11 protein-coding genes are annotated in these 14,196 nt (G+C 68.1%); 6 read left to right on the top strand and 5 right to left on the bottom strand.

The window, feature by feature from the left end; genetic code table 11:
• Nucleotides 1-34: 34 nt before the first annotated feature.
• The 5 genes from gyrB to dnaA all read right to left on the bottom strand — a co-directional run bounded on the left by gyrB (nucleotide 35) and on the right by dnaA (nucleotide 8,515).
• Nucleotides 35-2,068 (bottom strand): DNA topoisomerase (ATP-hydrolyzing) subunit B, encoded by a 2,034-nt coding sequence (gyrB, locus tag AB0L91_RS12015; protein WP_365009340.1) that lies wholly within the window; start codon nucleotides 2,066-2,068, stop codon nucleotides 35-37.
• 372 nt (nucleotides 2,069-2,440) lie between these two features.
• The gene (locus AB0L91_RS12010) at nucleotides 2,441-2,977 is read right to left on the bottom strand and encodes a DUF721 family protein (protein WP_355275348.1); all 537 of its coding nucleotides are present in this window, start codon (nucleotides 2,975-2,977) and stop codon (nucleotides 2,441-2,443) included.
• Nucleotides 2,978-3,115: 138 nt separating this feature from the next.
• On the bottom strand, nucleotides 3,116-4,312 hold the full coding sequence (gene recF / locus AB0L91_RS12005; protein ID WP_365009338.1) for a DNA replication/repair protein RecF: 1,197 nt from the start codon (nucleotides 4,310-4,312) through the stop codon (nucleotides 3,116-3,118).
• A gap of 24 nt (nucleotides 4,313-4,336) precedes the next feature.
• Nucleotides 4,337-5,512, bottom strand: a complete 1,176-nt coding sequence (dnaN, locus tag AB0L91_RS12000) for a DNA polymerase III subunit beta (protein ID WP_355275345.1) — start codon at nucleotides 5,510-5,512, stop codon at nucleotides 4,337-4,339.
• A gap of 783 nt (nucleotides 5,513-6,295) precedes the next feature.
• Nucleotides 6,296-8,515, bottom strand: coding sequence for a chromosomal replication initiator protein DnaA (gene dnaA / locus AB0L91_RS11995; protein WP_365009334.1), 2,220 nt, complete (start codon nucleotides 8,513-8,515; stop codon nucleotides 6,296-6,298).
• Nucleotides 8,516-9,168: 653 nt separating this feature from the next.
• On the opposite strand from dnaA, the gene rpmH reads away from it, so the two are divergent.
• From rpmH to rsmG, 6 genes are all read left to right on the top strand, one after another.
• A complete protein-coding gene (gene rpmH, locus AB0L91_RS11990; RefSeq protein WP_005516618.1) occupies nucleotides 9,169-9,312 on the top strand; it encodes a 50S ribosomal protein L34 in 144 nt (47 codons plus the stop codon).
• 22 nt (nucleotides 9,313-9,334) lie between these two features.
• Nucleotides 9,335-9,754: a ribonuclease P protein component gene (gene rnpA / locus AB0L91_RS11985; RefSeq protein WP_218722270.1), complete on the top strand. Its 420-nt coding sequence runs from the start codon at nucleotides 9,335-9,337 to the stop codon at nucleotides 9,752-9,754.
• A complete protein-coding gene (yidD, locus tag AB0L91_RS11980) occupies nucleotides 9,751-10,050 on the top strand; it encodes a membrane protein insertion efficiency factor YidD (RefSeq protein WP_355275339.1) in 300 nt (99 codons plus the stop codon). The genes rnpA and yidD overlap by 4 nt, the downstream gene beginning before the upstream one ends.
• A 4-nt stretch (nucleotides 10,051-10,054) precedes the next feature.
• Nucleotides 10,055-11,131: a membrane protein insertase YidC gene (gene yidC, locus AB0L91_RS11975; protein ID WP_365009331.1), complete on the top strand. Its 1,077-nt coding sequence runs from the start codon at nucleotides 10,055-10,057 to the stop codon at nucleotides 11,129-11,131.
• A gap of 24 nt (nucleotides 11,132-11,155) precedes the next feature.
• Entirely contained in the window at nucleotides 11,156-11,689 is a 534-nt protein-coding gene (locus tag AB0L91_RS11970; protein WP_218722267.1) for a protein jag, read from the top strand.
• A gap of 98 nt (nucleotides 11,690-11,787) precedes the next feature.
• Entirely contained in the window at nucleotides 11,788-12,528 is a 741-nt protein-coding gene (gene rsmG / locus AB0L91_RS11965) for a 16S rRNA (guanine(527)-N(7))-methyltransferase RsmG (protein ID WP_365009330.1), read from the top strand.
• Nucleotides 12,529-14,196: the final 1,668 nt, after the last annotated feature.

Raw genomic sequence — 14,196 nt, 5'->3', positions numbered from 1 at the left:
GCTTCACGGGCGCGCGCTTACGGCGCAGCACCGGTTACACGTCCAGGAAGCGGACGTCCTTGGCATTGCGGGTGATGAAGCTGCGACGTGCCTCCACGTCTTCGCCCATGAGCACGGAGAACAGCTCGTCGGCCGCGGCCGCGTCGTCGAGCGTCACCTGACGAAGCACCCGCACCGACGGATCCATCGTGGTTTCCCACAGCTCCTTGGCGTTCATCTCGCCCAGACCCTTGTAGCGCTGGACGCCGTCGTCCTTGTTGATCTTCTTGCCCGCGGCCAGACCGGCCTCGAGCAGCGCGTCGCGCTCGCGGTCGGAGTAGGCGAACTCCGGCTCGGTGCGCATCCACTTGAGCTTGTACAGCGGCGGCTGGGCCAGGAACACGTGACCGTGCTCGACCAGCGGGCGCATGAACCGGAACAGCAGCGTGAGCAGCAGGGTCGCGATGTGCTGGCCGTCGACGTCGGCGTCGGCCATCAGGATGATCTTGTTGTAGCGCAGCTTCGCGATGTCGAACTCGTCGTGGATGCCGGTGCCGAACGCGGTGATGATCGACTGGACCTCGTTGTTCTTGAGGACGCGGTCGATGCGGGCCTTCTCGACGTTGATGATCTTGCCGCGCAGCGGCAGGATCGCCTGGTACATCGAGTCGCGGCCGGACTTGGCCGAGCCACCGGCGGAGTCACCCTCGACGATGTAGATCTCGCACTTGCTCGGATCCTTGGAGCGGCAGTCGGCCAGCTTGCCGGGCAGGCCGCCCAGGTCGGTGGCGGACTTGCGGCGCACCAGCTCACGCGCCTTGCGCGCGGCCACGCGGGCCTGCGCCGAGGACACCGCCTTCTGCACGATGGTCTTCGCGTCGGCCGGGTTGGCCTCGAACCAGTGCGTCAGGTGCTCGTTGCAGGCACGCTGCACGAACGACTTGACCTCGGTGTTGCCGAGCTTGGTCTTGGTCTGGCCCTCGAACTGCGGCTCACCGACCTTGACACTCACGATGGCGGCCAGGCCCTCGCGGATGTCGTCACCGGTGAGGTTGCCGTCCTTCTCCTTGAGGAGCTTCTTCTCCTTGGCGTACTTGTTGACCACCGTGGTCAGCGCCGCGCGGAAGCCCTCTTCGTGGGTGCCGCCCTCGTGGGTGTTGATCGTGTTGGCGAAGGTGTGGACCGACTCGGAGTAGCCCGAGTTCCACTGCATCGCGACCTCGAGCTCGTGGCCGGTGCCCTTGCCGGTGAAGCCGACGACGGAGTTGTGGATGGCCTGCTTGGTGCGGTTGATGTGGCGGACGAAGTCCACCAGGCCGCCCGGGTAGTGGTAGGTCCGGGTCTTGACCTTGTGCTCGACCGGCTTGTCGGCGCCTTCCTCGGCGTGCTTGGGCGCCTCGGCGGTATCGCTGACGACCTCGTCGATGACATCGGACTCGCTGACCCGCTGATCGGTCAGGGTGATGGTCAGGCCCTTGTTCAGGAAGGCCATCTCCTGCAGGCGGCGCGCGACCGTCTCGAAGTTGTAGGTGGTGGTCTCGAAGATCTCCGGGTCGGCCCAGAAGCGGATCGTCGTACCGGTGCGCTTGGTCGGTTCGCCCTGGATCAGCTTGCCCGGCTTCGCGTCCTTGTAGGTCTGCGCCCAGTGGTAGCCGTCGGTGTCGATCTCGGCTTCCAGCTTGCTGGACAGCGCGTTGACGACCGAGATGCCGACGCCGTGCAGACCACCGGAGACGGCGTAGGAGTCGGAGTCGAACTTGCCGCCCGCGTGTAGCTGCGTCATGACGACCTCGACGGTCGGAATGCCCTGCGCGTGCATGGCGGTGGGGATGCCGCGGCCGTCGTCGATGACCTCGACGCCGCCGTCCTCCAGCAGGGTCACGTCGACCCGGGTCGCGTAGCCGGCCATCGCCTCGTCGACCGAGTTGTCCACAACCTCCCAGATGAGGTGGTGGAGGCCGCGCTCACCGGTGGAACCGATGTACATGCCAGGGCGCTTGCGCACCGCTTCGAGGCCTTCGAGGACTGTGATGGAGGAGGCACCGTAGCCCTGCTTGTTGCCCGATGCGTTGGAGTCGTTGGCAGCCACTTCTCGGTAGCTCTCCTTACTTGCTGATCCCTGTCGCAGCGATCGGGCAGCACGCGGACTGCACAGCACGCGTCGAGGGTTCGCCGCTGGTTACGTCACCATCCTACTGGTAAGCCCAACTTACAGTGCACCTACGACACCCCTGACGCCGCCGTGAATGCAAGAAATCGGTCTACGGTGACAAGATTCCGCCTCCCGGAGATTTCCGCCCGGCAGAACTGGCGTGAGACTTGCGTTCGGCGGTTCCACGTGAAACGCGATCGCCCGGCTTCGCGGCCGTCCGGAGTTATCCACAGGTTTTGTCCACATGTACAAAACTCCGGGCCTGGGAGCGGCGCCGCCGCAAGGCAACTCACCCCGGTCACCGCTCGGCTATCCGTAGGTGTCGCGCGGGCCGCGACCTTTGATGTGCCGCTCGCCCTTGCGCCAGCTCGGCGCCGCGGGACCGGTGATCCGCAACGAGGTGACCACGCCCTGGCCGACGGCGGCATTGATCTTGGCCAGGATCTGGCCCTGCAGCATGCGCAGCTGGGTGGCCCACGCGGTGGACTCGGCGGCGATCTTCAGCACACCGCCCTCCAACGTCACCGGGGTGGCGTGCGCGGCGATGTCCTCACCGACCACGCTCGGCCAGCGACCGAAGACCATGCCCTCGGCCACCTTGCCCGACCAGCCACGACTCTTCGCGATCGAGCCGGTCAGCGCCGACAACAGCTGGGGATCACGCGGATCGGGGCCGGCGCCGGACCAGCCGGTGCGCCTGCGGCCGCCCGCGCGCAGCTTGCGGACCGGGGACGCCCGGCCCTGGCCGACCGACTTGCCGCTGGCCTTGGCCGCGGCCCTGGCCTCCTCCAGCGCGCGCCGGGCCAGGTCGATCCCGCGCAGCTCCGGTTCGGGCTCTTCGCTCACCTCGGTTCCGCCTTCCGGTGTCGATGCTGGCCGAGTGCGGACCGAGTCTACGCCGCGGCGCCGACAGCACGCCCGGGACGATCCGGCATATGTCCAGCATGTTGCCGGTTTTCCACAGGATGCTGTTGATAACTATCGCTATCTGTGCATATCTTCGGATTGTTCGGCCACCTCGGTGACGATCCGCGAGGTGCGCCGGTCGGCTTCGCCGGTCGTTTGCACCCGCAGTGGTTCGGCGGCCAGCTCGGACGGCACGTCCTCGGCCACCGCGGCGGTGATGAGCACCTGCTCCGCCCCCGCGGCCACCTCGGCCAGCGCGGTCCGCCTGCGCCGATCCAGTTCGGCGAACACGTCGTCGAGCAGCAGCACCGGCTCGGTGCCCGCGCCGCGCAGCAGTTCGAACGAGGCCAGCCGCAGCGCCAGCGCGAACGACCAGGACTCGCCGTGACTGGCGAAGCCCTTGGCCGGCGCGCTGCCGAGCAGCAGGTCCAGGTCGTCGCGATGCGGGCCGACCAGGCACACACCGCGTTCGAGCTCACGGGTCCTTGCGGCGGCGAGCTCGCGCAGCACGATCTCGTGCAGCTGGGCCACATCGTCGGCCCCCGGCTCCCTGGCGGGGTCGAGCAATTCGGGCGGCAGGTAACCCGATCGGTAAGCGATTGCCGCGGGGCGTGATTCGGGCGCGATCGACCGATAGGCCTGCGCCAGATACGGATACAGGTCGTGGACCAGGCGCAATCGCTGGGCCAGCAGCACCGACGCGTGTTCGGCCAGATGCCCGTCCCACACGTCGAGGGTGCTCAGGTCGGCGCGGGAACGCACATGGCGCCCAGCGGTTTTCAACAGGGCCGAGCGCTGGCGCAGCACCTTGTCGTAGTCCGCGCGCACACCGGCCAGCCGAGGCAGGCGGGCTGTGCACAACTCGTCGAGGAACCGTCTGCGCTCCCCCGGGTCACCGCGCACCAGCGACAGGTCCTCCGGCGCGAACAGCACGGTCTGCAGGATCCCGAGGATCTCCCTGGACCGGCGCACCGGTGACCGGTTGATCTGGGCACGGTTGGCGCTGCCCTGCTTGAGCTCCACATCGACGCGCAGTTCGCGGCCGGTATTGACCACGGTCGCCCCGATCCGCGCCTGCGTTGCCCCCATCCGGATCAGGGGGGCGTCGGCGGAGACCCGATGCGAGCCCAGCGTCGCGAGATAGCCGATCGCCTCGAGCAGATTGGTCTTACCGTTGCCGTTCGCCCCCAGCAGCACCGTGCGCCCTGGGGACAACTCGAGCTCGGCGTGTTCCCACGACCGGAAATCACGGACCGACAGCGCACGAATGAACATGCCGGGTTACGCGGGCGGGCCGGCTCAGCCGGGCAGCCGGACCGGCATCAGCAGGTAGATGTACTGGCTCTCCAGCGCCGCGAACGCACCGGACTCGAGCACCTTGGGCTCCTCGTCGGAGGCGGGCAGCAGCACGGCGGGACGGCTCGGGGTGGTGAAACCGAAGGTCACCCGGTCCGCGTGCAGCGCCGACAGACCTTCGGTCAGGTAGCCGGGGTTGAAGGCGATGGTCAGCGGCTCACCGCGGAAGTCGGCCTCCAGCCATTCCTCGGCGCGGCCCGCGTCGTCCCCACCCGCCGACAGCAGTACGCCGTCGGTGGAGAACTCCAGCCGCACCTGGGCACCGCGCTCGGCCACCAGGGCGACGCGCTTGATCGCCTCGGACAGCGCCGCGACGGGCAGCGTGGCGATGGAGGTGTGCTCCTTGGGGAGCAACTGGCGGAACTTGGGGAATTCCGCGTCGAGCAGGCGGGTGGTGGTGCGCCTGCCCGCGTTGACGATGCCGAGCAGGCCGTCGGCCCCGCCGCCGGTGCCCAGCGAGAGCTGCACGGGCGCGTCGGTGGCGCCGAGGGTCTTGGCGGCCTCGGACAGCGTGCGCGCCGGGATGAGCACGGCGGTCTCGATGTCGGGGCGGGTGGGCTGCCACTGCAGGTGGCGCACGGCCAGGCGGAAGCGGTCGGTGGCGGCCAGCACCACGTCGTTGCCCTCGATCTCGACCCGGATGCCGGTGAGCATGGGGAGCGTGTCGTCGCGGCCCGCGGCGACGGCGACCTGGCCGACCGCCTCGGCGAACACGTCCACACCGAGCTCACCGGTCTGCTGCGGTACCTCGGGCAGCTGGGGATAGTCCTCGACCGGCATGGTCGGCAGGGAGAACTTGGCACTACCGCAGGCGATGAGCACGCGCGTGCCGTCGACGGAGACATCGACCGGCTTGTTGGACAGCGCCTTGGTGATGTCGGCGAGCAGCCGGCCCGAGACCAGCACCTGACCGGGACCGGCGACCTCGGCGGCCACCCGCATCTGCGCGGAGACCTCGTAGTCGAAGCCGGAGACGGTCAGCCCGTTCTCGTCGGCGACCAGCAGCACACCGCCCAGAACAGGCACGGGAGGACGGGAGGGCAGGCTGCGCGCCACCCAGGCCACCGACTCGGCGAAATCCTCTCGGGCGACCCGAAACTTCATGCTCGCAAGCTCCATCGCCCGATTTGTCCTCTCCGAGTTTCGAATCCGTGTGCGGGGTGTTCAGCGGAGTTGAGGTGCTGCGTCGGCCGCGCACTGAGTCTCGCACAACAAGCCGACAACCAAACGGTACCCGGGCATCGCGGGAAGTCCGCATCGACCCTCCCAGCCGATCGAGCCCTCCCTACCCGTCCCCTCTCCTCCTTGCCGCTTGTGAGTGGAGCACCGACCGAGCTGAGCCTCCCCGACCGACTTTCCACACACCCTGTTTTGAAGAGATCTCTTCAAGAAAGAGAACTGAAGTAGTAGTAGGCACTGTGGAATCTGTGGACTTCGACCGAATCCGCAGGTCAGAGCGCACGTCGGGATGGGGATGGCCGTGGGGTGTCTCGAGGATGAACCGGGGGCGTCTGTGGACTCCCGAAGTTGTCCCATTTCCATCCTCGAGTAGTCCTCGAGTTGTTCCACCGGATTCACCCTGTTGTTCACACGCGGGGGCAGGGTGGTGGCAACCAGGTGGATTCCTCGAGGACTCCACACGGATTCCTCGAGGAATCCACAGGCCCGATCCGCCGACGTCGCAGGTCGGAGTGACCGTGGAGGTGTGAGTGAATCCGGCTGTGGACGATGTGGACAACTTCCTGTGAGTGAACACCCCCAGCTCGCTCCCCAGCCCCTGTGCGCCAACCGGTGCACTACTCGAGGATTCCTCGAGGACTCCACAGGGATTCCTCGAGGAATCCACAGGGCAAAAAAGAACACCGCCCCAGGTCAGGGCGGTGTTCGAGGGTGTGGATGAAATCAGCGCGAGCGCTGTTTGATCCGGGCTGTGAGTTCTTGCACCTGGTCGTAGACGCGGCGGCGCTCGGTCATCTCCTTACGCACTTTCTTCTCCGCGTACATCACCGTCGTGTGGTCGCGACCGAACGCCTGCCCGATCTTGGGCAGCGACAGATCGGTGAGCTCGCGGCACAGGTACATCGCGATCTGGCGGGCCTGCGCGAGCGGCCTGGCCTTGCCGGGCCCGGTCAGTTCCTCCAGCGTGGTGTTGAAGTACTCGGCGGTGACGGCCATGATCGTCGCCGCGTTGATCTCCAGCGCCGCGGTGTCGGGCATGAGATCGCGCAGCACGACCTCGGCCAGCGAGAGATCCAGCGGCTGGCCGTTGAGCGAGGCGAAGGCCGTCACCCGGATCAGCGCGCCCTCGAGCTCACGGATGTTGCGCTCCACCCGGCTGGCGATCAGCTCGAGCACGTCGTGCGGCACATCGAGCCGGTCCATCCGCGCCTTCTTGCGGAGGATCGCGATGCGGGTCTCCAGTTCGGGCGGCTGCACGTCGGTGATCAGGCCCCATTCGAAGCGGGTCCGCAGCCGCTCCTCCAGCGTCGCCAGCTGCTTGGGCGGGCGGTCGGAGGAGACGACGATCTGCTTGTTCGCGTTGTGCAGGGTGTTGAAGGTGTGGAAGAACTCCTCCTGGATGCCTTCCTTGCCCTCGATGAACTGGATGTCGTCGACCAGCAGGATGTCGGTCTCGCGGTAGCGCCGCTTGAACGCGACCTTGCGGTCGTCGCGCAGGCTGTTGATGAAGTCGTTGGTGAACTCCTCGGTGGAGACGTACTTCACCCGCATGCCGGGGAACAGCCGCTGCGCGTAGTGCCCGGCCGCGTGCAGCAGATGCGTCTTGCCCAGACCCGAAGCACCCCAGACGAACAGCGGGTTGTAGGCCCGCGCCGGCGCTTCCGCGATGGCGACCGCGGCGGCGTGCGCGAACCGGTTGGACGCGCCGATGACGAACGTCTCGAACGTGTACTTGGCGTTCAGGCTCGCCGAGGACGACGCCTGCGGCGGGGCCTCGGGCGACTTGTTGAAGTACGTCGGCCAGTTGTTGCGGGCGTCGACCACCGGCTCGTCGTCAGCGGGCTCGGCACCGGGCGTCCCCGGGCGAAGCGGTTCCGGCGCGACCTCGGCGGGGGCTTCCTCGGCCCGCGCGGCGATCGGCTCCTCCGGCTGCGGACCACGGCTCCGGCTCGGCGCGCGCTGCGGCGGCGGGTCCGGGGTGAACAGCGATTCCTGGCCCGGCGGGATGTGCTCACGCCGGGTCGGACCGGACTGCTCCCGCCGGGCGGGTGGCGCGGACTCGGTCTGCCGCTGTTCGGGGCGGCCGCCGGGGAACTCCCCGCGTCCGCCGAACTCGCCGTTGGCGAAGTCGGGCACCCGATAGACCGCGGTCGGTTCGAAATCGGTGCCGGGGAACTCGGGGCGCTCGGGCTGGAACTCCGGGGCCTGGCCGTATTCCGGCGTCGGCGCGTAGTCCGCTTGCTGCGGGTACTCGGGCTGCTGCTGGTAGTCCGGCTGCGCGGAGTACTCCGGTTCGGGCTGCCGGTACTCCGGCTCGGCCTGGTACTCGCGATGACCGGCGTAGTCGGGCCGCTCGCCGCCGTACTCACCCGGCTGCGCGGGGTACTCGCGGCCGCCGTAGCCGCTGCCGTACTCCCCGGTGGGCGGATACTCCTGGCCACCCGGATAGTCGCCGCCGTACTCACCGTTGCCCGCGGGGTACTCGCCCGCGCCGTAGCGGGGGCGGCCGTACTCACCGCGCGCGGCGTAGTCGGGAACACTGAAATCGGGGCCGGGGTAGCCGGTCGGCGGGCGCACCTGCTCGCGCGGGCGCTCCGGTCGGCTGGTCATCCTGGCGTGCCGGGGCGAGCTGCCCGCCCGCTCCCCCGCGGCCGGGCTCGGCGCGGCGATGCGCACACCCAATCCCTCGACCTGCGGACCGAGCCGGCGACCCAGCGAGCGCAGGATCGGCTCGCGCAGATCGCGCTCGATCGCCTCCTGCGCCAGCGAGGACGGAACCGACAGCAACGCGAAGCCCTGGGCGACGGTGAGCGGTTTGACCAGCTTCAGCCAGGCCTGCTGCGCGCGACTGACCGCGGGGATGGCGCCGTCGGCCGAGCCGGTGGTGAGCTCGGCAACCACCTCTGGCCATACTGTGGCCAGCACATTCTGCTCGTCGTCCATACAGCGTCCTCCCCGGACCGGTTTGTTGGGGCCCACGGCCGGGCGCACGCAGGTAACCACCTGTGAACAGGTGGAATCCAGTGATCCTGCGTACAACCGAAGCCGGTTCGAACGCCGTGCGGTCCCAGAATCCGGACTGCGGCGCGGGCACCGTCGGCCCTACGAATATGCCACTCCGGCCGTCTTTCCACACAATTATCCACAGATGTGGACAAACCTGGGGATAGAGGGAATCTGCCAGCGTGTGGCAGTGAATGGGGCTGGACCTGCGGTTCTTCAGCAATCCCCCGGCTACAGAGGTTAGCGGTAGCCGCCGCAGAAGGCCAGAGGTGTGGACGAACTCACGAAAAGTCGGCCGATGCGTCAGTGCTCCCCGGGCGTGTCGCCCCAGGTCGGCCCAGCACGAGGTGCCGCGCCGGGGTCCGGTAATCTGGACATTGTGCCTGGCGCACGTGCTTTGGGGGCCGAGTTTGACCCTGCGTAGCGGTATCAGTACCCTCGTACAGTCACCCCTTGGCGCGGTGGCGGCTGTGTGCTGCACGTCGATCGCCAAGGCTTTCTGCGTGTAGACCGCGGTCCGCTGCGCAGACATCCGAATCATTGAACAGACTTCGGGCGCCGAACGGTGCCCACCAACTCGAGGAGTGTTGACCGTGGCCAAGGGCAAGCGGACGTTCCAGCCGAACAACCGTCGTCGGGCGCGCGTGCACGGCTTCCGCCTCCGGATGCGCACCCGTGCGGGTCGCGCCATCGTTTCGGCGCGTCGCCGTAAGGGCCGTGCCGAACTGACTGCCTGATCGCGCGTAGTCGGACGCTCGGGTGTTGCCTGAGCCGTATCGGTTGCACCACCGTGCCGAATTCTCCCGCACGGTGCGCCGCGGTCAGCGAATCGGGAGGCGAGATCTCGTCGTACACGCGTTCACGCACACGTACGACGATGTCGCCGACGTCGATTCCCTGATCCGGGTAGGCGGTCCGCGGTTCGGGCTGATTGTGAGCAAGGCGGTGGGTAACGCGGTGGTTCGCCACCGGGTGGCCCGCCGCCTGCGTCATATGTGCGCCCAGATCGTCGACGAACTGCCGGCCGGTACCGATGTCGTGATCCGGGCGCTGCCCGGTGCGGCCACCGCCGACTCCGCCGAGTTGCTGCGCCAGCTGCGCACCGGACTACGCAAGCTCGGTTTGCGTAGTGCACCGGAGCCCGCGCTCGGTCGCACCCCGGCCGGTGAGCGGCGATGAGGACCCTCACCCGGCTACCCGCGAACACGCTGATCTTCCTGATCGAGCTGTACCGGACCTATGTCTCCCCCACCCGGATGCCGATCTGCCGGTTCACTCCCACCTGCAGTGAATACGCGGTGACCGCCCTGCGCACGCGCGGGCTGTTCGTCGGATCGGCACTGACGGTCGTGCGCCTCGCGAAATGCGCGCCCTGGCACCCTGGAGGGTGGGATCCCGTGCCAGAGCGCGGGTCGAATGCCTGCACAAAGTCATCGCCCGCGCTGATCGGCGATACGAACGACGGGAGTACCTAGAGCCGTGCTCGACATCATCTATTGGCCGGTATCCGCGATTCTGTGGTTCTGGCACAAAGCCTTCGGCTTCGTGTTCGGAGCCGACAGCGGGCTCGCCTGGAGCCTCGCCATCGTCTTCCTGGTCTTCACGCTACGGCTCGTGCTCTACAAGCCGTTCGTGAAGCAGGTGCGCACCACCAAGCAGATGCAGGAGCTGCAGCCCCAGATCAAGGAGCTGCAGAAGAAGTACAAGAACGACCGCGAGACCATGGCGCGGGAGATGCAGAAACTGCAGAAGGAACACGGCTTCAACCCCCTGATGGGCTGTCTGCCGGTGCTCGTGCAGGTACCCGTGTTCCTCGGTCTCTTCCACGTGCTCCGTTCGTTCAACCGCACCGGCCACGGCTTCGGTCAGCTGGGGATGTCCGCGTACGACAACGCGCACACCCCGAACTACATCTTCTCCGCGGCCGACGTCCAGTCGTTCCTGAGCGCCCGCATCTTCGGTGCGCCGATCGCGTCGTTCATCACGATGCCGCAGAGCGAGCTGGAAGCCTTCGCCGAGTGGGGCGGCACCCCGACCAAGCTCACCATCGCCCTCGTCGCGATCCCGCTGATGGTGATCGCCGGTCTGGCGACGCACTTCAACGCCCGCGCCTCCGTCGAGCGTCAGACGCCGGAAGCCGCCGCGAACCCGCAGGCCGCCATCATGAACAAGCTGTCGCTGTGGGTCTTCCCGCTCGGCGTGCTCGTCGGTGGCCCCTTCCTGATGATCGGCATCCTGATCTACTGGGTGGCGAACAACATCTGGACCTACGGTCAGCAGCACCTGGTGTTCGGCCGCATGGAGAAGGAAGAGGAAGAGAAGAAGGCGAAGAAGCTGGAGCAGCGGGCGCAGAACGCACCGAAGCCCGGCGCCAAGCCGGTCGACGTCCGCAAGCGACCGCAGGACGCCGCGACCGACGAGTCGTCGACCAACGGCACCGCCTCGACCAACGGCACCGCCAAGCAGACCGCCAAGCAGGGTGGCGGCCAGCGCAGGCCGGGCGGCCAGAAGCGGCCGGGTAACCGCGGCCGCGCGAACCAGAAGCGTAAGCGCTGAGTGGCGATCGGATAGAGGAATCCAATGACTGTTGAGACCGAGACCGACGGAGGGGACGCCACTGTGGCGACGACTGTTGACGTCGTGAACGACGCCGAAGAAGCGTTGATCGAAGAGGGCGAGATCGCGGGCGACTACCTCGAGCAGCTGCTGGATGTGCTCGACTTCGACGGCGATATCGACCTCGATGTCGAGGGTGACCGCGCCGTCGTGAGCATTGATGGCGGCCGCGATCTGACCAAGCTCGTCGGACGCAACGGCGAAGTTCTCGACGCGCTGCAGGAGCTGACCCGCCTGGCGGTGCAGCAGGCGACCGGTGTTCGCAGCCGCCTGATGCTCGATGTGGCCGGCTGGCGCGCGCAGCGTCGCACCGATCTGAGCGAGCTCGGCGTCGCCGCGGCGAAGCGGGTGCTCGAGTCGGGCAAGCCCGAGGCGCTGTCGGCGATGACCCCGTTCGAGCGCAAGATCGTCCACGACGCCGTCGCCGATATCGACGGCGTGGCGAGCGAGAGCGAAGGTGTCGAGCCGAATCGTCATGTGGTGGTAGTGCCCGAGTAGGCTGATTCCGCCGCGACCACGTTTGGTGTGATAGGGCCTCCGGTCTCGGACCGGGGGCCTTATTCATGCCCTATTGCGATCGACCACCACTCGGAAGGATGTTTCACGTGGAACTCGAACTGGGTGCGCTGTCCGCCGAGCTGGAACCGCCCGCCGCTGCCGCGCGGGTGTTCGGCGACCGCCTGGACCTCGCCCGCCGCTACTGCGCGGCGCTGGCCACCGCCGGCGTGGAGCGCGGCCTCATCGGCCCGCGCGAAGTCCCCCGCCTCTGGGAGCGCCACATCCTCAACTGCGCCGTGGTCGGCGAGCTGATCGAAGAGGGCGCGTCCGTCGTCGATGTCGGCAGCGGCGCCGGACTCCCCGGCATCCCCTTGGCCATCGCCCGGCCGGACCTCCGCATCACCCTCGTCGAGCCGCTGCTTCGGCGCACCGTGTTTCTGGGTGAGTTCACGGAGGAGGTCGGGCTCAAGAATGTCACCGTGGTTCGTGGGCGCGCCGAGCAGTCCGGCGTCATCAAGGAGGCCGGCGGCGCGGATGTCGTCACCTCGCGCGCGGTCGCGCCGCTCGCGAAGCTCGCGCACTGGTCCCTCCCCCTCCTTCGCGACCACGGTCGGATGCTCGCACTCAAGGGCACGAGCGCTGCCGAGGAACTCGAGCGTGACGGTGCCGAACTGATCCGCGACGGCGCCACCGATCTCCGGGTGGTCGGATGCGGCGCCGGGATCGTGGAGGTGCCGACTCTGGTGATCAGTGCCGAACTGCTCCCCCGCGCCGAGCGCCCGACCCGTCGGGGTGGGCGAAAAGTCGCGGGTGCGGAGAAGAAGTCGCGGAAGCGCTGATTCACGTTTCGTAACGTGACGAAATCGGCTGAGGGTCGTTGCCTAGGGTCGGATCGGGTCGAAATTCGATGGTTGCGGCGGCGTGCCGCAAACCGCCCCTGCTGAACTGTTTCACGTGGAACACGGCGGCGCCTGATTCTCGCCGGTCGACTCGAGCAATCACCCAGCGGATGCTTTGGTCAGATCGTCTCAGCGATCAATCCGCTCACGCGACTCGATCCCGCTCGGGAATTCTTGGTACGGGTGAGCATCGCTCGGCGGCGCGAACGGCTCGGCGGTGGCAGTTGTGCGGCAGCGCGGGTGGCTCGGCGCCAGAGCGGCGTAGCTCGGTGGCACGGACGGCTCAGCTTCAGGGCGGCGTAGCTCGGTGGCACGGACAGCTCGGCAGTGGCAATCCTCCGGCGGTGGCAATGGTGCGGCGGCACGGACGGCTCGGCTCGGCGGGGCGCGGGGCAATCGCTGCCCGGGATCTGACGGCGAATCGCTTCTCGGCCTAGCGGTCGGGTGCTGCCACGCATCGATCTTCCCGTCTCCGGAGCGGAGGGCGCGATCGGCCGACTGCGAGATCGCGGGACGGAGCCCGTCGATCGCGGGGTGCCCGTGAAGCATGTCGCGAAGCCGAGGGCGGCGAGCCGATCCGTGCGGTCCGGGAGCGACGGGCGAGATCGACCGAGGGGAAGTTCATGAGGCGGAGTCCGTCGATCGCGGGGTGATGATGATGCGCGTCGGCAAGGTCGAGGACGGTGATCTACTCCCCCGCCGCCGGGTAATGGTCGACCCCTGGAAGTCGCGGTGGACGATCGTCGCCGGCGGACCGCACGACTCGCGGTCGGCCACGCGGACTGTGGTTGATCGAGGAGTCGAGCAGTAGGTGGGCGCAGTCCCCAGCAGTGCGGTCAGCCGGTCGACCAGTCAGGTGGTGACGGCGCGCGGCTCGCCGCTCTGGCGCGGGCGGCTGGCTCGCCGCTCTGGCGTGGACGGCTGACTGCCGCTCAGCCGCGAACGGGTGGTTCGCCACTTCGCCGCGGCGGCTGGCTCGGCGTTCCGGCGTGGCCGGCTGACTTGCCGCTCCGGCGTGAACGGGTGGCTCGCCGTTTCGCCGCGGCGGCTGGCTCGGCGTTCCGGCGTGGGTGGCTGGCTCGCCGCTCCGGCGTGGGCCGGGTGGCTCGGCGCTCTGGTGTGGCCGGCTGACTTGCCGCTCCGGCGTGAACGGGTGCCTCGCCGTTTCGCGGCGGCGACGGACTCGGCGCTCTGGCGTGGGTGGCTGGCTCGCCACTTCGGTGCGAACGGCTGGTTCGCCACTGCGGCATGGACGGCTGGTTCGCCACTCCGCCGTCGAGCAGTGCCGCTGTGGTGGCAAGGAGAGTGCACGGGACCTGGGCCGGGAGGAGGCATGTGCCTGCCGTCGCTGAACGGGCTTCCGCTTGGTGGCGGACGAGGCGGTCGAGGACGTCTCGTGGTGACATCCGGCGGTCGGTTCCGAGGACGTGGCTGGGATCATCGAGCACGGCCGTCGCGCAATGAGTCTCGCCGTGGTGGTCGGATCCGCGAGCCGGTGACGGTGTCGGTTCGGTCTGCGAGGGTGATCACCGTGCCTGGCCTGTCTGAAGGCGGACGGATCCTTCGGTTGGACGGACCGTTGGCGGTCGGTATTCGGAAGATCGCGTC

It is taken from the genome of Nocardia sp. NPDC051833 (assembly GCF_040681225.1).
GTDB lineage: Bacteria > Actinomycetota > Actinomycetes > Mycobacteriales > Mycobacteriaceae > Nocardia.
Note: the sequence above shows the minus strand (reverse complement) of the source record. Positions and strands in the feature narration are given on the sequence as shown.